Source organism: Luteimonas sp. S4-F44 (assembly GCF_022637415.1).
Classification (GTDB): domain Bacteria; phylum Pseudomonadota; class Gammaproteobacteria; order Xanthomonadales; family Xanthomonadaceae; genus Luteimonas.
In genome coordinates this window covers 328,440-349,089 of sequence record NZ_CP093340.1, presented here as the reverse complement: position 1 = coordinate 349,089, position 20,650 = coordinate 328,440, and the positions used below count along the sequence as shown (strand labels likewise).

Below are 20,650 nucleotides of genomic sequence, written 5' to 3'. Positions count from 1 at the left end.
GCCCCGACCTATACTGCCGCTCTCTCTCAACGATGGATATCGCCATGCGTCGCATGCTCCGCCTGTTGCCCGCGCTTCTCGTCCTGTCCGCGGCCTTCCTGCTGTCGGCCTGCCAGCGCGGCGAGGCCGACAAGGCTCTGCTGCAGGCCCCGGCCGTCGGCGATCTGTACGCCGCCGAGCTCAGCGCCTTTTCGGACTACGAGTTCACCGACGACAAGCAGACCGCGATTGACCCGGCCTACGGCCTGATGAAGGTGGTGGCGGTCGAAGACGACGGCGTCGTCGTCGTGACCGAGAACGCCGCACTGGGCACCCGCGACCGCGCCCGCTCGGACATCAAGGACCCGTCGGCCATCGTGTTCGACGACAGCGAGCGCATCTCGATCTCCAAGACCGACCTGGCCAAGGCCTACGAAGACGACCTGATCTACGTGGTGCGCCGCCCCACCGCGGAGTGAGCCACGCGTCATGCGAAACAAAAAAGCCCGGCCTGTGCCGGGCTTTTTTTGTGCGTCTCTGCCTACTGGCCCGGTCGGGCTGCCCCGAGCGCGAGCAGTTCGGTGCCGATGGCGACGTGGGTGATCGCCACGCCGTCCCAGTGGTAGTGCAAGTGCGGCCCCTGGCGCGCGGGCGAGACCAGGTCGGGATGGAATGACGCCACGCACTGGCCGCCCGGCTGGCGCACGCTGTCGTAGACGATGCCCTCGCTGCCGGCCGCGCGCAGCGCGACGGCCGCGCGCTGGCTGGCGCCGTAGTGGTCGGGATCATGCAGGGCCGGCCAGCCACCGCGGATGTCGTGGAAGTCGCCGGCCACATCCGCCAGATAGCTGCGCAACTGCAGCACGCACGGCGGCTCGTGCGTGTGCTGCAGGAAGCGGGTGCGGTGATAGACGGTCTCGGCGATCGCGGTGTCGCGTTCTCGGGCGGCGTAGTAGACGCCGAACGTCCCGTCCGCGAAGCGCGAGCCATCGCGGTTGGGATGAGTGAACGCCGCCATGATCGCGGTGGTCCCGGGGCCGGTGATCCGACGCCCGGGCGGCACCAGCTGGATCCGGCCCAGTTCCTGGCGCAACCGCGGATTGGTCATGCCCTCGAGCTCGAACAGCGCGTCGAGGTCCTCGGGGTCGGCGATCGCGTCGAAGACGCCGACCGGTGGAAACCGGCTGGACACGATGCGATGACTCGGCCGCCACGCGATCGGGCGGACCGGAGGCGCCATCTCAGTTCCAGCCGCGCTGGGCATCGAGGTACTCGCGGACCACGTAGAGGTCGGCGACGTGGCCGCCAAGCATCCGCTCCAACGCCGACGTACCGCCGAACGGCGGCGCGGTATTGGCCCGATGCACCCAGCCGTCGGCCTGCGCATCGTCGGGAAACAGGATGCGCAGCGCCTTGTAGATGCCAAGCAGGTAGCTGATCCGCTCCAGCACGTCGCCCGAGACGGCGCCGACACGGTCGCGCTTCCAGCGGAAATAGGTCGACCGCCCGGGGTTGCCGAGCAGCCGCCGCTCCTGGTCAGCGCTCAGCCCCCAGCGCTCGGCGATGTTGAAGAACGCCTTGAGGGCCGGGCCGGCGAGATCGCGGCGGGTTGACGGAATCAGCGGCGCTTCGTTGACGTGCATGGCAGACCTCCGAGTCCATGAATGGGACTCGCTGCCCGTTATAGTCCCAAATGGGACTAGATGCAACCGATTGCAGCCGCCGACGCCCGCGCGGTTCACGGTGGCATTCGCGGTCAGCCTTCCAGGGGCGTCAGCAGCCGGAAGCGTGACTGGGCTGCGTAAACCCCGCCGGCGAGCAGTGCGTCGGGGCTGAAGCCGGGCGGGTCGGGATCCGCCCATGTCGGACTACTGCGCGGCCCTGGGTGGTATGTAGTCCACCGGCCGTAGTCAGGGTCAGAGAGGCGCTGTCCGGGCCGGGCAACTGTTCGTTGAGGACCGGCTCGAACCGCATCTGCGGTACGAAGCCATGCACCAGGCTCGTCACCTGTGATGGAAGCTTGTCTTTCTGGTCGAGCGCGTAGCCCGACACAGCGCCATCGCGTTCGATATCGACGGTCCCGGTCACCAGCATGCTGGCCTCGACATCGCTGCGCATCTGGCGCACGTTCTGCGCGAATACCGGCGGCAGACACAGCACCAACAACGCGACAAGCACAACGACACGCCTGCGACCCATGAGTGCATCCTGCATTGATGGGCAGGTGATCATGTCCACGTGAACAGACAGACGCAACGTGGATTCGTTCGGCTCAGCGCTCGCGCAGGAACCTCGCCATCGACACGCCGTCCTGCGCCGGCACCGGCGTGAACTCCGCCGCGACGTCGACGAAGCCGCGCATCACCGCAATCTCCCGCGGCGTGCGATTGAGCGTGTCGCGCAGATCCGGATCGGCCCCGGCGCGCAGCAGGCGCCGGGCCAGGCGCAATTGCCCGTGCAGGCCGGTCAGATGCAACGGTCCGAAGCCGCGCGGGTCCTGCGCATCGAGCGACACGCCCTCATCGAGCAGGTGCTCCATCGCCGCCAGCACGACATCCTCGTCGCAGGCGGTGCCAGGTTCTGCACGCGCACCGAGCAACAGCAGCAACGGCGTCACCCCGCCAGCCGCCGGCGCGTCGATCTGGGCACCGGCCAGCAGCAGCGTGTCGAACAGCGCCAGCAGGCGTGTGCGATCGCGCGAGGTGAAGCCGTACAGGGCGGCGCAATGCAGCGGCGTCAATCCCTGGGCATCGGTGGCGTGGATGTCGGCACCGGCCGTGAGCAGGCGTGCCGCCAGGTCCGGCAGGCCGAGCGCGGCGGCCAGCATCAGCACGCTGACCTCGCCCGGCAGGCGCTGGTCGAGCGGCGCCCCGGCCGCGAGCAAGCGGTCAACGACCGCGGCATGACGCATGCTGACCGCCGCCGACAGCGGCGTTGCGCCCGAACGGGCTGCGCAGGTCGTGTCGGCCCCGCGCGCAAGCAGCAGATCGACGACCGCCAGATGCCCGCCACCCGCTGCGCGCAGCAGCGCGGTGCAGGCCTGGGTGTCGGGCGTGTCGATATCGAAGCCCAGATCGAGCAGCCGGCGGACGGCATCGGCGTCGCCGGCCGAGGCCGCCTGCGGCAGATCCGTGGCCGCGAGCGCGCGACGCGGCAGCGCCCAGCCCTGCCAGTCGAGCCAATCGGCAAGATCGCGCCGGCCGGCCGACAGCGCGACCCCCAGCGGCGTCTGTCCGTCGGCTGCCCGCGCGGACGGCGATGCGCCATGACGCACCAGCGCCTTGAGCGCGCCCTCGCGGCCGAGCGCGGCCGCCAGATGCAAGGCCGTCATGCCGCGCGAATCGCGGGCGTCGGGATCGACGCCCAATCCGGCCAAGCGCTCGACCAGCCGCGGCCATCCCAGCCGGACCGCCAGTGCCAGCGGCGGATCGCCCTGGGGCGATGCGGCAAACGGATCAGCGCCGCGCGCCAGCAGCTCCAGCGACAGCCCTTCGAACGCCCGCGCCGCATGGTCGCCCTCGACGCAGGCTGCCAAGTAGGCCGCCAGCCCGCCCGCACCGGCGGGTGACGCGCCATGGCGCAGCAGCACCTGAAGCACCGGCAGTGCGTCCGGCGCGCTGGCGAGCAGCATGGTCAGCGGTGTGCGGCCGTCCGCATCGCGCACGTTGGGATCGGCGCCGTGGGCAAGCAGCCACTCCACTTGTTCGAGCGATGGCGGTGATGTCGGGTCGGCCAGCAGACTGCCCAGTTCGGCGGGGCCGACCAAGCGCAACAGGTCGCCCAGTTGCGCCTGTCGTCCCTCGCGCAGCCCGGCGCGCAGCAGCACCAGCGGCGTGCGATCGCCTGCACCGTCGTCGCCGTCCATGTCGAGATTGACCGGCAATGGGTAGTCGGGATCGAGCAGGCGGACCAGCGACCAGCGCCCGGCCTCGGCGGCGCGGTCGACTGCACGCTTGCCGTCGCCGTCGACCACATCGGCCGGCACACCCAGCGCGAGCAGGCGCTGGACCAGCGCCGGCGACGCCTGCTCGGAGGCGCAGGCAAGCATGATCGCGTTGCGCCCGGCGATGTCGACCGCGGCGACGTCGGCCTCGGCGGCAAGCAGCGCCTCGAGCGCAGCCAGGCTGCCGCCACGCGCGGCATCGAGCAGCGGTGTGCGGCCGTCGTTGTCGCGCGCACGTACATCAGCGCCGGCGGCAAGCAGGGCGGCCAGGATCTCGGTATGGCCGTGCGCGGCGGCCACGTGCAGCGCACTGCGACGCTGGCGATCGCGCGTATCGACCCGGCCCTTGTGGCGGATCAGCAGCTGCACGCCGGCCGCATCGTCCTCGTCCCCGCCGGCCGCCGCCAGCAGGGCCGGCGTCGCGCCTTCGACCTCGGGCCGGGCACCATGCTCGAGCAGGAACTTCGCCAGCCGCCAGTTACCCGCGGCGCAGGCCACCCCGAGCGGGGTCAGCGCATCGTGGTTGGTGACATCGAGTTCGGCAGCCGCATCGCGCAACAGGGCGACCACGCCCGGGTCGGAACTGCGTGCGGCCAGGTGCAGCGGTGTATTGCCTTCATGGTCGGTCACCCGCGGGTCGGCGCCATTGGCCAGCAGGGTCATCACCGCATCGGGGCGGCCATGCCAACTGTCGCGCGTGGCTGCCAGCAATGGGGTCATGCCGGCATGCGCGGCATTGACGTCGACGCCGCGTGCGATGAGTTCGCGCAGCAGCCGCAGATCCGGCAGTACCGCCGCCAGCACGGCGAGGCTGCGCTGGTCACGCGTCTCGGGCGGCGGCAGCGCGCGCACGTCGGCGCCGGCCTCAATCAACGCCAGCGCGCGTTCGACCCGGCCGGCGCGCGCCGCGGCATACAGCGCCACTTCGGGATCGGCATCGACGGGCTCGTCGAACAGGGCGGCGGCCGGGTCGCCGGGCATCTCCACCACCGGCATCGGCAGCGCCTGCGGCGGAGCGAGCCGTTGCAGGCCAGCGTGCAACAGCCACCACGCCAGTGCGGCGGTCACGGCCAGACCGACCCGCATGCCCGGCGCCAGCGTCGGCAGCCAGGCCGGCGCAAGTGCGATCGCGAGCGCCGCGGTCACCGCAGCGGCGACCGCGACCCCGCGCGCGGCGCCGACATCCTGGTCGGCCAGCGCCCGCCAGTGCGCGCGCAGGTCGCCGCCGTCGCGTTCGATCGCGTGCCACAACGGCCAGGTTCGCCAGACGCCGACCATCACCAGACCGACTGCGACGCTCAGCCCGAGCGCACCGCCCAGATCGCCGCCGCGGCGCAGCGCGGCCAGCGGCCAGGCCACCAGCAGCGCGCCGGCAGCGGCCGCGCTCGTCCAGACGATCGCCAGCGCACGGACATCGGGCCAGGGCAAACGGCCATCGGCGGCGCCACGCGCGCGCCCGCGCGCGGCCAATGCGAAGGCCGGCTGCGCCAGCACCCCGGCCACCGCCGCCGGCACGCCGCCCAGCAGCGTGCACGCGGCCAGTGCGAGTGCCGCGCCCAATGCGATGGGAAACCGTCGCTGCGGGGCCGTCGACAGGTGGCGATGCAGGCGCTCAGGCATCTGAGCTCCAGTCGTCGGTCAGCGGATCGGCCACCAGCCGCGGTGGCATCTGCAAGTGGAAGCCCTGTGACTGCAAGTTGCCGAGCACCTGCGCCGGGTTCTCGCGGGCGAGCCGGCGCTCGGGCGTCAGCGCCACCTCGAGCACGAACGCCAGCGCGCCAAGCTCGGCGCGCAGCGGATCGGGCAGGACGTCGAACGCGTCCCTGGCAGCGAGGTACACGTAGGTGTCCGCCTTGCGCTGACTTTTGTAGACGTAGGCGTGCATGTGCGCAGAATCGGCGATATGCGCCGAATTGTGCGGCAAAAGGACCGCCTTGGGTATCGCGCCGCCCGCGTCGCGTTCAGTGATAGCCGGCGTCGGCCTGCACCTTGCCGCGGAACACCCGGTACGACCATGCGGTGTAGCCCAGGATCAACGGCAGCAGGAAGACCAGGCCGCCCAGCACGAAGAGCTGCGACGACGGTGGCGACGCCGCCTCCCATATGCTCAGCGAGGGCGGCACGATATTGGGCCAGATGCCCAGCACCAGTCCGGCGAACCCCAGTACGAAAAAGGCCAGGGTCAACAGGAACGGACGCGCATCGCGGCCCTCGCGCATCGCCGCACGCCACAGCCAGACCGCATTGAGCAGCGCCAACAGCGGGACCGGCGACAGCCACCAGAAATTCCCGTCTTCGAACCAGCGCGCCATGATCCGCGAATCGAGGAACGGCAACCACGCGCTGACCAGCCCCATGAAGGCGGCCACGACCAGCACCAGCGGCCGGGTCAGGGTGCGGGCGATCGACTGCAACCGCCCCTCGGTCTTGAGGATCAGCCAGCTGCTGCCCAGCAATGCGTATCCGAACACCACCGCCACCCCGGTCAGCATCGAGAACGGGCTGAACCAGTCGAGTGCGCCGCCGGCGTACTTGCCGGCCTCCAGCGGCATGCCCTCGACCAGCGCGCCGAGGATCACGCCCTGCGCGAAGGCGGCGAGCAGTGACCCGAGCGCAAAGGCGCCGCCCCAGAACCGCTTGCCCCGCCGGGCCTTGAAGCGGAACTCGAACGCCACCCCGCGGAACACCAGCGCGATCAGCATCAGCAGCACCGGCAGGTACAGCGCCGAGAGCACGATCGCGTAGGCGCGCGGGAACGCTGCCAGCAAGCCCGCGCCACCGAGCACCAGCCAGGTCTCGTTGCCGTCCCAGATCGGCGCGGCGGTCGTCATCATGTGGTCGAGCTGGGCTTCGTCCTCGGCGAACGGCGCCAGGATCCCCAGCCCCAGCACGAAGCCATCAAGCAGCACGTACATCATCACGCCGAAGCCGATCACGCCGAACCAGACCACCGGAAGCACGGTTTCCAGATCCATCAGTCCTCCCCCACCGGGCCGTCGGCGGCCGAGATCGGCCGCATCGGCGTGCGCTCGCCCGCATCTTGGTCGGGCCCATCGTCGAACGGCTGCGGCCCCTTGCGGATCATCTTCAGGATGTAGCCGCCACCGGCACCGAACACGACCGCATAGGCAACCGCGAATACGGACAGCGAGACGATGACGCTGGCCCGGTCGATGTCGCTGACCGCATCGGCGGTGCGCAGCAGACCCTGGATCACCCAGGGCTGGCGACCGATCTCGACCACGAACCAACCCGCCAGTACCGCGATGAATCCGCTGGGCGCCATCAACCGCCAGGCATCGAGCAACCAGCGCGAGCGCAGCAGCGTGCGCCGCCGCCAGGCCCATAGCGACACCGCGGTCAGCGCCAGCATCGCCATGCCGATGCCCACCATGACCCGGAACGCATAGAACACCGGCGCCACCGGCGGTCGGTCCTCCGGCGGCACGGCGGTCAGCGGCGCGATGGTGCCGTCCCAGCTGTGGGTCAGGATCACGCTGCCCAGGCGCGGGATGGCGATCTCGTAATCGTTGCGCGCCTCATCGGCATTGGGCACCGCGAACAACACCAGCGGCACGCCCGCCCCGGGCGCGCCCTCATGCCAGTGCGCCTCCATCGCCGCGAGCTTCACCGGCTGCACCTCGCCGGTCTTCAGGCCATGCAGGTCGCCGGCCACGATCTGCAGCGGCACGGTGATCGCAGCGAACACGATCGAGAGCTTCAGCATCCGCGCCCCGGCCTCAACATGCTCGCCGCGCCGCAGATACCACGCCGCGACGCCGCCGACGACGAAACAGGTGGTGATGAACGCCGCCAGCGCCATGTGCGCCAAGCGGTAAGGGAACGACGGATTGAAGATGATCGCCATCCAGTCGGCCGGGTGGAACACGCCATCGACGATCTCGTAGCCGGCGGGGGTGTGCAGCCAGCTGTTGGCCGACAGGATCCAGAAGGTCGAGATCAGCGTGCCCACCGCCACCAGGCAGGTCGACAGGAAATGCAGCCGCTCCGAGACCCGCCCCCAGCCGAACAGCATCACGCCCAGGAAGCTCGCTTCCAGGAAGAACGCGGTCAGCACCTCGTAGCTGAGCAACGGCCCGAGGATGTTGCCGGCCGCGACGCTCAGCGCCGACCAGTTGGTGCCGAACTGGAAGCTCATCACGATGCCCGACACCACGCCCATGCCGAACGACACGGCGAAGATCCGCAGCCAGAAGAAATACAGGTCGCGCCACACCGCCGCGCGCGTGCGCAGCCAGCGCCACTCCAAGAACGCCAGCCAGCTCGACAGGCCGATCGTGAAGGCGGGAAACAGCACATGGAACGAAATCACGAATCCGAACTGGATCCGAGACAGCAGCAGCGTGTCCAATGCCGACGCTCCTTGCTTGCAACGGTCGGGGCCCAAGTGTGCGGCACCTGCCGTGAAACCGGGATGCGGCCGATCGTCGCCCCGGGGCGCCGGACACACAGCTTCGTCCGGCGCCCACCGGCGCTGCGCGGCCGTCGATACGCGTAGCGCCATGCCCTCGCTGACATAGGGTCACCCCCAGATTGAGCGACCGGCGCAATCAGGTCAGGCTGGCCGCGGCGAGCGGGCCGATGTCACGACCGCGCTGCGCTCCTCCCCCCCCGTACGAGAGAACGCCCGTGTCCGACCTGTCCGTCAATCCATCCGTCCCGGGCCTCGATCCGGCGGCGTCACCCGAAGACTGGGCCGCCGACAAGGCCGACCTCATCGCCTCGCTGCCTCCCGGGCTCGTGCCCGCGGACATCCGGCAATTGCCGCATCTGCTCGATGGCGCGACCACGCGCGCCAATGCCGATCTCATCGCGTCGCTGCCTCCGGGCATCGCGCCCAAGGAGGTCGGCGACCTTATCCGGATCGCCGATGGTGCGAATGCGCAGCGCAAGACGATGGACATCATCACCGACGACGGCAAGTTCAAGGTGCTGACCGAGGACAAGGACCTGTCGGTGGACGACATCAAGTCCAGCGCGCACCCCGGCGCCGGCGGCGATGGCTGGCTGCAGGTCACCACAAAGGATGGTGACCACTACGCGATTCCCGAAGCGAAGGCGCCGGACGCGTACGCGGCCGCCGAACACCACTATCTGGATCTGGCATCGGGTAACGAACGCATCGACGAGATCCGCGAGAAGGCCGGGCTGCCGGCGCGCGACAAGACGGACCTCTATGCGCTCGAAACCGACATCGAGCACGACGGCAAGCCGCTGAAGGTGGAAGACGCGGCGATGAAGTTGATGATCGAGGACCTGCGCGACCGCGATCTGGAGACCGACAGCAAGGAGGCCAAGCTGCTGCGCCTGCTCGAAGCCGATCACGCGGTGACCGAGGGCAAGGATGTCATTCCTGTCTACGAAGAGCGGCTGTCCGGCGCAGGCAAGGCCACCCGCACGCAGCACGAGGGCGCGCGCAAGCTCGAGCCGGTCGACATGCAGGACATGCTGGAAGGATCGAAGATCCGCGACGGGATCCGCGACCTGATGCAATCGGACGAGATCGCGAAGCTGCATCACGAAAAACTGAAGGAAGCGCTCGACGCCGTCCCCGGCGATGGCGTGAAGAACGTTGAGAAGAACCTGACCGAGTTGCTCGAGGGCACAGAGTACGTCAAGGCGATCAGCGAGCTTCCGGACACCGAGATGCCGCGCGCCTACGCTGACATCGAGAACGCGATGTCCCAGTTGGCCGTGCTCGACCCGAAGCGGGCGGAAAGCGCGTCCAAGACCTTTGCCAACAATGCACTGGCGGTGGACTTCGACGCCACCTTCGCCGACCCGTCGTCGATCGACGCCGATGCCGCCGCCGATGCCGTGGATGCGGGCCTGGGCGCGATCAGCAACGGCATCGACAAGGCCGGACTGCCGTTCCAGCTGGCCGACAAGATCGAAGCGTTCCTGAAGGACGCCGGCATCGCCGGCAAGCAGGATTTCGCGAAGATGGCGGCCGAGCTGCGCGGCGGCGACTTTGTCGATCACGACACGATCGACGCCGCGGTCGACAAATCGGGCATCCAGGGCGATCGTCGCGAATCGATTCGCTCGCTGTATCACGACCTGTCGTCGAACGGTGTGCTGTCTGCGGTCACCGGCGCGATCGGGGTGGTCTCGACCGCCCGCCAGCTCGCGGGCGGCGACCTCGGGGAGACGCCGGAAGAGAAGCTGGCGACCGCCGGCGGGCTGTTGAGCATGATCGGTAGCCTGCCCGAGTCGACGTCGCTGCTGCGCAACCTCACCAAGGGCATCGACGGATCGACGCTGAAGCTGCTGGGCGTTGGCGACGGTGCCAAGGACGCGCTCGACATCAAGACGCGGCAAGGCAACATGGGCGTCGATGCCATCGGCGAGCGGGTCGCCGACACCGACATCCCCGATGGACCGAAGGTCGAGCATCGCGATCGGATTCTCGACCAGCTGAACGATGCGGCCAAGGGCGGACTCGACGGCCAGGATGCCACCCGGGCCGCGAAGGCCACCTTCAACACGCTGGTGGACTATACGGGCCGGGTCGGCGGCGTGCTGGGCGCGGTCACCGGCGGACTGGGCGCACATGCCGCGTTGTCGAGCGGCGATGCCACCGACGCGGAGAAGGCGAGCGCGGTCATCGGCGCGATCTCGGGCACACTGGGCGTGGTCCAGCCGGCGCTGAGCACCGCGAGCGAGTTCACCACCGCGGCGGCCGCCGCCGGCAAAACCGGTGCCAGCGCGGGATTGTCCGCGCTGCGCATGATCTCGCGCGTGGCGGGTCCCCTCGCAATCCCGCTGACCATCGCCGATCTGTTCGCGAACATTTTCACGTCACGAGCGAAGAGCAAGGCGATCAATCGCGAACAGTACGACTGGTTCAACCAGCTGGCCAGCGACGGCGTCGCGAAGGGCGACTGGGCGGTCAAGTACGACTGGGTGCGCACCACGCTGGCCGATTTCAAGGATGCCAAAGAGACCGTCGGGAACTACTGGGACCTCCGGAATGCGAAGTGGGGGGGGCGCAAGAGCCCGGAAGACGTGAGCATCTTCGAGCATCGCCGATCGGAGTTCGGTGAGTTCAAGAGACGCTGGGAAGACAAGCGGCAGCCCACCACCTACATCTCGTATCTCGACGCCGGCAAGCACAAGGAAGACATGAAGCGGGCCAAGGACGCGGCCTGATCTGGCGCTGCGCGCAAATGCGAAGGTGCCATGACCTTCGCCAGAGCGGTCGTGGGGCGCACGCCGGTACACTGCGCCCTCCTTTCCGCTCCACGGATCGCTGCCGATGCGTCATCTGCCGCTGTACTGGGTGCTCGCCTGCGCCTTCGCCACCCCACTTGCCGCCGCGCAACCCGCGCAGCCGCTGACGTTGGACCGGATCATGGCCGATCCGGACTGGATCGGCGCACCGGTCGAATCGGCGTGGTGGAGCTGGGACGGCAGCCGCGCCTACTACACCGCCAAGCGCGAAGGCAGCAACGTGCGCGACACCTGGGTGCAGCCGCTCGCCGGCGGCGCCTCGGTGCCTGTGGACGATGCGACGCGTCCGGACATTGACGGGCGCGATCCGATTCTCGATGCGACCCGCACGCGCATGGCCTTCGTCCGCAATGGCGATCTGTTCGTGCGCGACCTGCGTACCGGCCAGCTGAGCCAGATCACCCGCACCGAAGCGACCGAGACGCAGGCGCAGTGGACCACTGGCGGCGGCCTCGTGTGGCGGTCCGGCGACGACTGGTACGGCTGGGATCCGCAACGCGGCACCGCGCAGTTGACCAGCCTCAAGGCCGAGGCCGACCCAGCCAAGCCGCCGCCCGACGATGCCTTGCGCGACCGTCAGTTGCGCATGATCGAGACCCTGCGCACCGAGCGCGAGCGCCGCGACGGCCTGCGCGCACAGAACGAGCGCTGGCGCCAGGTCGATGCCACGCGCGCCCCTGGTCCGGTGTATCTGGGCAAGGATGTGCGCATCGCCGGCAGTGCGCTATCGCCGACCGGCGACCGTCTGATCGTGGTCACCGAGCCCAAGGACGGCGACGCCGGCCGCGACGGCAAGATGCCCAAGTACGTCACCGAATCGGGCTACGAGGAATTCGAGGACGTGCGCACCCGCGTGGGCCGCAACGACCCGCTGCCGCACCGGCTGTGGCTGGTGGACCTGGCCACCGGGCGCGTGCGCGAGCTCGGCACCGGCACGCTGCCGGGCATCGGCATCGATCCGCTGGCCGATCTGCGTCGGGCCGCCGGCAAGGACCCGCTGCAAGGCGACCGCCCGGTGCGCCTGGAGATCGACGGCCGCGGCGGTGGCGGCGGTGCGATCCGCTGGAGTGACGACGGCCTCAACGTCGCACTGTCGATCCATTCGGTCGACAACAAGGACCGGTGGCTGGCGACCGTGGACCTGGAGAGCGCGACGCTGCGCAGCCGCCACCGGCTGACTGATCCGGCGTGGATCAACTGGGACTTCAACGAGTTCGGCTGGCTGCCCGACCACCGCACCCTGTGGTTCCTGTCCGAGGAATCGGGCTATTCGCATCTCTACCTGCACGACGGTACGCGCAAGCGTGCGCTGACCTCCGGCCGCTGGGAGGTCTCCGCGCCGGTGATGTCGCATGACGGCAGCCGGTTCTTCTTCCTGTGCAACCAGCAGTGGCCCGGCCGTTACGAGGTCTGCATGTCCGGCGACGGCGGCGTGCGCGAGATCACCGCGACCGGCGGCATCGAGGACTTCGCGCTCTCGCCCGACGAGACCCGTCTGCTGCTGCGCACCTCGTCGAGCTACCTGCCGCCGCAGCTGGCGGTCGCCGACGTCAACGACGGGGCGGTGCGGATGCTCACCGACACCCGCACCGCCGAGTTCAAGGCCCATGACTGGCTGCAGCCGCAGTACGTGCAGGTCCCGTCCAAGCACGGCGCCGGCACGGTCTGGGGCAAGTTCTACGGCCCGAAGGCCTACGAGCCCGGCCGCAAGTACCCGGTGGTGCTGTTCGTGCACGGCGCCGGCTATCTGCAGAACGTCAGCGACCGCTACCCGAACTACTTCCGCGAGCAGATGTTCCACAACATGCTCGTGCAGCAGGGCTATCTGGTCCTCGACCTCGACTTTCGCGCCTCGGCCGGCTACGGCCGCGACTGGCGCACCGCGATCTACCGGCAGATGGGCCATCCGGAGCTGGAGGATTATCTCGACGGCATCGACTGGCTGGTCGAGCACCACCAAGCCGACCGCGACCGTGTGGGCATCTACGGCGGCAGCTACGGCGGCTTCATGACCTTCATGGCGCTGATGCGCGAACCGGGCCGCTTCAAGGCCGGCGCGGCGTTGCGCCCGGTCGCCGACTGGTCGCAGTACAACCACGCCTACACCGCCAACATCCTCAACACGCCCGAGATCGATCCGGAGGCCTATCTGAAGTCCTCGCCGATCGAGTACGCCGACCGCCTGCAGGACCATCTGCTGATCGCCCACGGCATGATCGACGACAACGTGTTCTACAAGGACTCGGTGATGATGGCCCAGCGCCTGATCGAACTGCGCAAGGACAAGTGGGAATTGGCGAGCTACCCGCTCGAGCGGCACGCCTACCAGCATCCGGCCTCGTGGTACGACCAGTACCGCCGCATCCACGAGCTGTTCGAACGCACGCTCAAGTGACGCCTGCGCCGCTGCCGGCGGTCGAACTGCTGCGGCCGGCGCCGTGGAAACGGCTGGCGCTGCTGGCCGTGTCGCTGGCGCTGGTCGGGCTGGCGGTCGCGATCGGCGGCCGCCAGCCCGCGGTCGCCTGGGGCCTGGGCGGGATCTTCGGGGCCTGCACACTCGTCGCGTTGGCCGGGCTGCTGCCAGGCGCCCATCACCTCCGGCTCGATGCGAACGGCCTGGAACTGCGCGCGCTGTTCCGCACCACGCACCTGGCCTGGAGCGACATCGCCCGGTTCGGCACCACCCGGGTCGGCCTGCACCCGGTCGTCGGACTCGACTTCGCCCCGCACGTCGATCACGGCGCGCGGCTGCGGCGGGTCAACCGCGGCCTGAGTGGCTTCCACGGCGCCCTGCCCGACACCTACGGCCTGGGTGCCGACGCGCTCGCGGCCCGGCTGCAGCAGTGGCACCGGGCCTACGCGCCGGCCAGCAAGGATTGACCCGGATCAATGCCGAGCGGGGCGGCGCACCTACAATGCCCCGGATGAATGACACTTTCGACACGGTCCGGGACTACCTCACCGGGCTGCAGGACCGCATCTGCGCCGCGATCGAGCAGGCCGACGGCCAGGCCCGGTTCGCCGAGGACCTGTGGCAGCGCGCCGAAGGCGGCGGCGGCAGAACCCGCGTGCTGCGCGATGGCGCGGTGTTCGAGCAGGCCGGCATCGGCTTCTCGGACGTCAGCGGCACCCGGCTGCCGCCCTCGGCCAGCACCCACCGGCCGGAACTGGCCGGCGCGTCGTGGCGCGCCACCGGCGTGTCGCTGGTGTTCCACCCGCGCAACCCGCACCTGCCCACGACCCACGCCAATGTGCGCCACTTCCGCGCGATGCGCGACGGCGAGGTGGTGGCCTGGTGGTTCGGCGGCGGCTTCGATCTGACCCCGTTCTACCCGGTCGACGAGGACATCGCGCACTGGCACCGCACCGCGCGGGCGCTGTGCGAGCCGTTCGGCGGCCAGGCACGCTACGAAGCCCACAAGCGCTGGTGCGACCAGTACTTCTTCCTGGGCCACCGCGCCGAGACGCGGGGCGTGGGCGGGCTGTTCTTCGACGACCAGCACGGCGATTTCGAGCACGAGTTCGCCTACATGCGGGCCGTCGGTGATGGTTTTCTCGATGCCTATCTGCCGATCGTCGCGCGACGCCGCGACACGCCCTACGGCGAGCGCGAGCGCGAGTTCCAGCTCTATCGCCGCGGCCGCTACGTCGAGTTCAACCTGGTCTACGACCGCGGCACGCTGTTCGGGCTGCAGTCGGGCGGGCGCGCCGAATCGATCCTGATGAGCCTGCCACCGCGCGTGCGCTGGGAGTACGGCTACACGCCCGAGGCCGACAGCGCCGAGGCGCGGCTGGCCGACTACCTGCGCCCGCGCGACTGGCTCGCCGAACTGGCCTGATCCATGGCGGCCGCAGCCCTCGACATCGCCCATCCGGATGTGGTGCCGGACTGTCTGCGCCAGCTCTACGGCGACGACCACGTGCTGGCCTTCGACAAGCCCGCCGGGCTGCTGTCGGTGCCCGGCCGCGGGCCGGACAAGCAGGACAGCATGGCCACCCGCGCGCGCGCCCAGTGGCCCGACGCCCGGGTCGTGCACCGGCTGGACATGGCGACCTCCGGCCTGATGCTGCTGGCCCGGGGCGCGGATGCGCAGCGCGCGCTGGGGGCGGCGTTCGAGGGACGCCGGGTCGAGAAACGCTACATCGCGGTCGTCGACGGCTGGCCGGCTGAGGATGCCGGTGAGATCGACCTGCCGCTGCTGCTCGACTGGCCGGAGCGACCCCGGCAGAAGATCGATCCGGTCGATGGCAAGCCCGCGCTGACGCGCTGGCGGGTGCTGCGGCGCGAGACCGCGGCCGATGGCGCCCCGGTCGCCCGTGTGGTGCTGATGCCGGTGACCGGACGCAGCCACCAACTGCGCGTTCATCTGCAGGCGATCGGCCATCCGATCCTCGGCGACCCGTTGTACGCGCCCGAGCCCGCACAGCGCCGCGCCCCGCGCCTGCTGCTGCACGCCGAATCGCTCGAACTGCCCCACCCCGCCACCGGCGCACCGCTGCGCCTGCACTGCCCGACGCCGTTCTAGAAGCGCATGGGCGATGGAAGAATGCGGTGGATCGAAAGACGCCGCTTCCAGCGTGTCGTCAATCGTCGGTGTCCGCCTGAATGACGGACATGAACGAGGTGCATGTCCCAAGGGCGGGACGGAAATTCCACTTGGGTTAGGCAGCGTCATGCCGACCCGGAATTGCGCGAGCGGCCCATGGATGGCCGCGAGGGTGAGTCAGCCATGGATGAATGACCAAAACCGGGGTCAGAGTGCTATTTCGCGAGGTGAAATGGCACTCTGACCCCGGTTTTGGAGTCAAGCGCCCAAACGTGGGAGACGGACATAAAAAAGCCCCGTAGGCAGGGGGGGCCTACGGGGCTCGGGAACCGGGCTCGGGGAGAAGCCTGTTGGTTCCGGTCGATCACTCCAGGGGAAGGGAGAGATCTGCGACAGACCTTGCATCTGTCGCGAGTATGAGACCACCCGACGCATTGATGGTTCGTGAAGGCGACATTCAATTTTCGGGCAAATTCAGGCTGCATTTACTCCGCCGCGCTGCACGTTGTCGGCATCCCGCAGCGCGGCAAATACAGCAGAACCGGCCCAGATGCGCACAGGCCGCATGGCCGGATCAGTGCGCCTGGTCCCAGTTGTCGCCGACGCCGCAATCCACCACCAGCGGCACGCGCAGCTGGGCGGCCTCGGTCATCCTCGGCACCACACCCGCCAGCAGCGGCTCGACGAAGTCGGCATCGGCCTCGAACACCAGTTCGTCGTGCACTTGCAGGATCATCTTGGCCTGCGCGGCGTGGTCCGCCAGCCAGGCGTCGACGGCGACCATCGCGCGCTTGATGATGTCCGCCGCGGTGCCCTGCATCGGCGCATTGATCGCGGCGCGCTCGGCGCCCGCGCGCTGCGAGGCATTGCCGCGCTGGATGAAGTCCAGTGTCAGACGGCGCCCGAACACCGTCTCGACGAAGCCGGTCTCGCGCGCCTGCTGGCGGGTCCGCTCCATGAAATCGCGCACGCCCGGATAGCGAGAGAAGTACAACGCGATGTAGTCCTGGGCCTCGCCGCGGCCGACGCCGAGGTTGCGGGCCAGACCGAACGCGCTCATGCCGTACATCAACCCGAAGTTGATCGCCTTGGCGGCACGGCGCTCGTTCGCGGTCACCTGGTCGAGCGGCCGGCCGAAGACTTCGGCTGCGGTCGCGCGGTGCACGTCGACCCCGGTCTCGAACGCGCCGATCAGGCCAGCATCCTCGGACAGATGGGCCATGATCCGCAGCTCGATCTGCGAGTAATCGCACGCGACCAGCCGGCGGCCCGGCGGTGCGATGAAGGCACGACGGATGCGGCGACCGTCATCGGTGCGGATCGGAATGTTCTGCAGGTTGGGGTCGGACGACGACAACCGCCCGGTCGCCGCGCCGGCCTGGTGGTAGCTGGTGTGCACGCGGCCGGTGTCGGGATTGATCATCTCCGGCAGCTTGTCGACATAGGTCCCGCGCAACTTGGCCAGACTGCGGTACTCGAGGATCACCCGCGGCAGTTCGTGGTGGTCGGCGATCGCCTCCAGCGCTTCTTCGTTGGCGCTGGGCTGGCCCTTGGGCGTCTTGACGACCGCCGGCAGCCCCAGTTCCTCGAACAGCAGCGCGCAGACCTGCTTGGGCGAATCGAGATTGAACGTGCGTCCGGCCAGCTCGGTCGCCTTCTGCTGCGCGGCGAGCATGCGCTTGGACAGGTCGGCGCTCTGCCGGCGCAGTTCGTCGACATCGATGCACACGCCGTTGGCCTCGATCCGGGCCAGCACCGGCACCAACGGCATCTCGATCTCGCCGTAGACCCGCGCCAGGCCCGGTGCGGCCTCGACCCGCGGCTTGAGCACGCGATGCAGACGCAAGGTGATGTCGGCATCTTCGGCGGCGTAGCGGGTCGCATCGTCGATGGCGACCTGCGAGAACGAGATCTGCTTGGCGCCCTTGCCGGCGACGTCCTCGAAGCGGATCGTGTCCATGCCCAGATGCCGCTTGGCCAGCGAGTCCATGTCGTGCCGGGCGATGCCGGCGTCGAGCACGAAGCTCTCGAGCAGGGTGTCGTCGGCGTAGCCGCGCAGCGCGACGCCGTGCCGTCGCAGCACGTGCAGGTCGTACTTGCCGTGCTGGCCGAGTTTGCGCCGTGCCGGGTCCTCGAGCACCGGACGCAGTGCCTCGAGCACCTGGGCGCGATCGAGCTGAGCGGGCGCGCCCGGATAGTCGTGCCCGAGCGGAATGTAGGCCGCCCGACCCGGCTCGACCGCCACGCTCAACCCGACCAGGTTGGACCGCATCGCATCAAGTGCGTCGGTCTCGGTGTCGAATGCGAACTCCTCGGCGCCGCGCAACTGGGCGATCCAGGCCTCGAGGCGCTCGGTCGTGAGCACGGTCTCGTATTCGCCCGGCGCCGACAGGGCCGGGTCAATCTCGATCGAAGATGCCGGCGCCGTCGTCGCGGCGGCCGCGGCCGGACCGCCGCCGTCAAGCTCGCGCAGCGCCTGGGTGAAGCCGTAGCGGGCGTAGAGCCCGCGCAGCGCGTCGGTCGCGGGTTGGCGCAGCACCAGGGTGTCTGGCCCGCCGTCGAGCGGCACGTCGGTGCGGATCGTCGCCAGCCTGCGGCTGAGCGGCAACTGGTCCAGCACTTCGCGCAGGTTCTCGCCGATCTTGCCCTTGATGTTGGCCGCGGCCGCGATCACGCCGTCGAGCGACTCGTACTCGGCCAGCCACTTGGCCGCGGTCTTCGGCCCGCACTTGGGCACGCCGGGGATGTTGTCGATGCTGTCGCCCATCAGCGCGAGCATGTCGACGATCTGGTCGGGGCGGACCCCGAACTTGTCATGCACCGCCGCCTCGCTGTCCATGCGGCTGCCGCTCATCGTGTTGACCAGCGTGATGCCCGGGCGCACCAGCTGCGCGAAGTCCTTGTCGCCGGTTGAGATCGTCGTCGCGATGCCGGCCTCGGCAGCCTGTACGGCGAGCGTGCCGATCACGTCGTCGGCTTCGACGCCGGGCACGCGCAGAATCGGGAAGCCCAGTGCCTCGACGATGTCGCACATCGGGTCGACCTGCGCGCGCAGGTCATCGGGCATCGGCGGGCGGTTGGCCTTGTAGGCGGCGTAGAGATCGTCGCGGAACGTGCGCCCCGGCGCATCGACCACGAACGCCGCATAGTCGGGCGCTTCCTTGAGCGTGGCACGCAGCATGTTGACCACGCCAAACAGCGCGCCGGTCGGCTCGCCATCGGCGTTGGACAGCGGCGGCAGGGCGTGGAAGGCGCGGTACAGGTACGAGGACCCGTCGATCAGAATCAGCCGTTTCGTCATCCGCAGATTCTACGGCGTCGGCCGTGGGCATCGCGTTCGACCCCATCCACTGAACCGAGGTGTTCACCCTTCAACCCCTGCCGGCGCACGGGCGATGACGAAATTCGAACACTGTGTCGCGATGATCGCCACCTGCCAACAGGCTCTGCACGCAGCTGTGGCGCTTCAGCGACGACCCGCTGCAATAGCCCCCGCTGGTGCGCGCACGGCAGTTGCACGCCGTGCGCGCATAATGGCGGTCCGCCCGCTGGAGATTCGCCATGTCCGCCTCCCGTACCGCTGTGCTCGCGATCGCACTGCTGGGGTTGTCCGCCTGCGCCAGTCCCGGCGGCGCACTGCCCGATGGCATCCCGGCCGACGCCGAACAGGTGACCCGGACCGAATCCAACGGCGACCGCATCACCGAGTTCCGCGTGGCCGGCCAGCTGCGCGCGGTGCAGGTCGTGCCGTCGCGCGGCCCGGCGTACTTCCTCTACGACCGCGACGGCGACGGCAGCATCGACAGCGACCGCGACGACGTCCCGCAGACCTACTTCAAGCTGTTCGGCTGGTAAGTCCACGATGGGCGATGCGCTGCAGGTCGCGCTGGTCGGATACGGCCTCGCCGGCCGGGTGTTCCATGCGCCGCTGATCGCGGCGACGCCCGGGTTGCGGTTGCACACGGTGGTCTCGCGCGACCCGGACCGCGTGCACGCCGACCACCCCGATGCACGCGTGTGCGCCGATCCGCACGCGGTATTCACTGACTCGGCGATCGACCTGGTCGTGCTCGCCTCGCCCAACGCCACGCATGCACCGCTGGCGATCGCCGCACTCGCCGCCGGTCGCCACGTCGTGATCGACAAGCCGATGGCGATCGATCTGGACCAGGCGCGAACCGTCGCCGAGGCGGCGCGCGCGTCCGGCCGCCTGCTCAGCGTGTTCCACAACCGGCGCTGGGACGCCGACTTCCTCGCGCTGCGCGCGCTCGTCGCGGCGGGTACGCTCGGTCGCATCGCCGAGGTGCACTCGCATTTCGACCGGTTCCGACCGGAGGTCCCCGACCGCTGGCGCGACCGCGCCGAGCCCGGTGCGGGGCTCTGGCTCGATCTGGGGCCGCATCTGGTCGATCAGGCGCTGCAGTTGTTCGGCCTGCCCGATGCGGTGCAGGCCGACATCGCGCTGCAGCGCGATGCTGCGCAGGTCGACGACTGGTTCCACGTCGTGCTGCGCTACGGCCGCCTGCGCGTGGTGCTGCACGCCGGCGCACTGGTGCCCGGCGCCGGCTTGCGCTTTGCCGTGCACGGCACCGGCGGCAGTTGGTTCAAGCACGGGCTGGATCCGCAGGAGGCCGCGCTGCGCGCCGGCCAGCGTCCGGGCGGGCCGGACTGGGGCGTCGATCCAGCGCCTGGCCACCTGCTGTGCGTTGGCGAGGACGGCACGGTGCACGAGGCGCCCTCGCCCACTCCCGCAGGCGACTATCGCCATTACTACGCCGGTCTGCGTGCGGCGATCGCAGACGGCGCACGCCTTCCGGTCACGCTCGACGAGGCGCTCGATGTCATGCGGGTGCTGCAAGCCGGCATCGACAGCGCAGCGCGCGGGCAGGTCGTGACGCTGTAGCGGCGGCGCCCGGGAATCCGAGGC

16 protein-coding genes are annotated in these 20,650 nt (G+C 69.5%); 8 read left to right on the top strand and 8 right to left on the bottom strand.

Features of this window, described 5'->3' with window-relative positions; genetic code table 11:
- The first annotated feature begins 44 nt into the window (after positions 1-44).
- Positions 45-458, top strand: a complete 414-nt coding sequence (locus MNO14_RS01545; protein ID WP_241945063.1) for a hypothetical protein — start codon at positions 45-47, stop codon at positions 456-458.
- A 62-nt stretch (positions 459-520) separates the two neighbouring features.
- On the opposite strand, the gene MNO14_RS01540 is transcribed toward MNO14_RS01545, so the two are convergent.
- The 7 genes from MNO14_RS01540 to MNO14_RS01510 form a co-directional block, all read right to left on the bottom strand.
- Positions 521-1,171 (bottom strand): RES family NAD+ phosphorylase, encoded by a 651-nt coding sequence (locus MNO14_RS01540; RefSeq protein WP_241945062.1) that lies wholly within the window; start codon positions 1,169-1,171, stop codon positions 521-523.
- A gap of 49 nt (positions 1,172-1,220) precedes the next feature.
- Positions 1,221-1,622: an MbcA/ParS/Xre antitoxin family protein gene (locus tag MNO14_RS01535; RefSeq protein ID WP_241945061.1), complete on the bottom strand. Its 402-nt coding sequence runs from the start codon at positions 1,620-1,622 to the stop codon at positions 1,221-1,223.
- A gap of 130 nt (positions 1,623-1,752) precedes the next feature.
- A complete protein-coding gene (locus MNO14_RS01530) occupies positions 1,753-2,217 on the bottom strand; it encodes a hypothetical protein (protein WP_241945060.1) in 465 nt (154 codons plus the stop codon).
- 34 nt (positions 2,218-2,251) lie between these two features.
- Complete coding sequence (locus MNO14_RS01525; RefSeq protein WP_241945059.1) at positions 2,252-5,542, bottom strand: ankyrin repeat domain-containing protein; 3,291 nt, start codon at positions 5,540-5,542, stop codon at positions 2,252-2,254.
- A complete protein-coding gene (locus MNO14_RS01520) occupies positions 5,535-5,807 on the bottom strand; it encodes a YcgL domain-containing protein (protein ID WP_241945058.1) in 273 nt (90 codons plus the stop codon). Before MNO14_RS01520 ends, MNO14_RS01525 begins: the two co-directional genes overlap by 8 nt.
- A 76-nt stretch (positions 5,808-5,883) precedes the next feature.
- Positions 5,884-6,897: a cytochrome d ubiquinol oxidase subunit II gene (cydB, locus tag MNO14_RS01515; protein ID WP_241945057.1), complete on the bottom strand. Its 1,014-nt coding sequence runs from the start codon at positions 6,895-6,897 to the stop codon at positions 5,884-5,886.
- Positions 6,897-8,294 carry a cytochrome ubiquinol oxidase subunit I gene (locus MNO14_RS01510; protein ID WP_241945056.1) on the bottom strand — a complete coding sequence of 466 codons (1,398 nt, stop codon included), beginning with the start codon at positions 8,292-8,294 and terminating at the stop codon, positions 6,897-6,899. The genes cydB and MNO14_RS01510 overlap by 1 nt, the downstream gene beginning before the upstream one ends.
- Before the next feature lie 182 nt (positions 8,295-8,476).
- Here MNO14_RS01510 and MNO14_RS01505 point away from each other — a divergent pair, with 182 nt between their 5' ends.
- From MNO14_RS01505 to MNO14_RS01485, 5 genes are all read left to right on the top strand, one after another.
- Positions 8,477-11,095: a hypothetical protein gene (locus tag MNO14_RS01505; protein ID WP_241945055.1), complete on the top strand. Its 2,619-nt coding sequence runs from the start codon at positions 8,477-8,479 to the stop codon at positions 11,093-11,095.
- Between the two features lie 106 nt (positions 11,096-11,201).
- On the top strand, positions 11,202-13,571 hold the full coding sequence (locus MNO14_RS01500; protein ID WP_241945054.1) for a S9 family peptidase: 2,370 nt from the start codon (positions 11,202-11,204) through the stop codon (positions 13,569-13,571).
- Positions 13,568-14,056, top strand: a complete 489-nt coding sequence (locus tag MNO14_RS01495) for a PH domain-containing protein (protein WP_241945053.1) — start codon at positions 13,568-13,570, stop codon at positions 14,054-14,056. Before MNO14_RS01500 ends, MNO14_RS01495 begins: the two co-directional genes overlap by 4 nt.
- A gap of 44 nt (positions 14,057-14,100) precedes the next feature.
- Positions 14,101-15,015: an oxygen-dependent coproporphyrinogen oxidase gene (gene hemF, locus MNO14_RS01490; protein WP_241945052.1), complete on the top strand. Its 915-nt coding sequence runs from the start codon at positions 14,101-14,103 to the stop codon at positions 15,013-15,015.
- A gap of 3 nt (positions 15,016-15,018) precedes the next feature.
- Positions 15,019-15,702 carry an RluA family pseudouridine synthase gene (locus MNO14_RS01485; RefSeq protein WP_241945051.1) on the top strand — a complete coding sequence of 228 codons (684 nt, stop codon included), beginning with the start codon at positions 15,019-15,021 and terminating at the stop codon, positions 15,700-15,702.
- 595 nt (positions 15,703-16,297) lie between these two features.
- Here MNO14_RS01485 and polA read toward each other — a convergent pair.
- Complete coding sequence (polA, locus tag MNO14_RS01480) at positions 16,298-19,024, bottom strand: DNA polymerase I (protein ID WP_241945050.1); 2,727 nt, start codon at positions 19,022-19,024, stop codon at positions 16,298-16,300.
- A gap of 260 nt (positions 19,025-19,284) precedes the next feature.
- On the opposite strand from polA, the gene MNO14_RS01475 reads away from it, so the two are divergent.
- Together MNO14_RS01475 and MNO14_RS01470 are read left to right on the top strand one after the other, a co-directional pair.
- Positions 19,285-19,578: a DUF2782 domain-containing protein gene (locus tag MNO14_RS01475; RefSeq protein WP_241945049.1), complete on the top strand. Its 294-nt coding sequence runs from the start codon at positions 19,285-19,287 to the stop codon at positions 19,576-19,578.
- A 7-nt stretch (positions 19,579-19,585) separates the two neighbouring features.
- On the top strand, positions 19,586-20,626 hold the full coding sequence (locus MNO14_RS01470) for an oxidoreductase (RefSeq protein ID WP_241945048.1): 1,041 nt from the start codon (positions 19,586-19,588) through the stop codon (positions 20,624-20,626).
- The last annotated feature ends 24 nt before the right edge of the window (positions 20,627-20,650 follow it).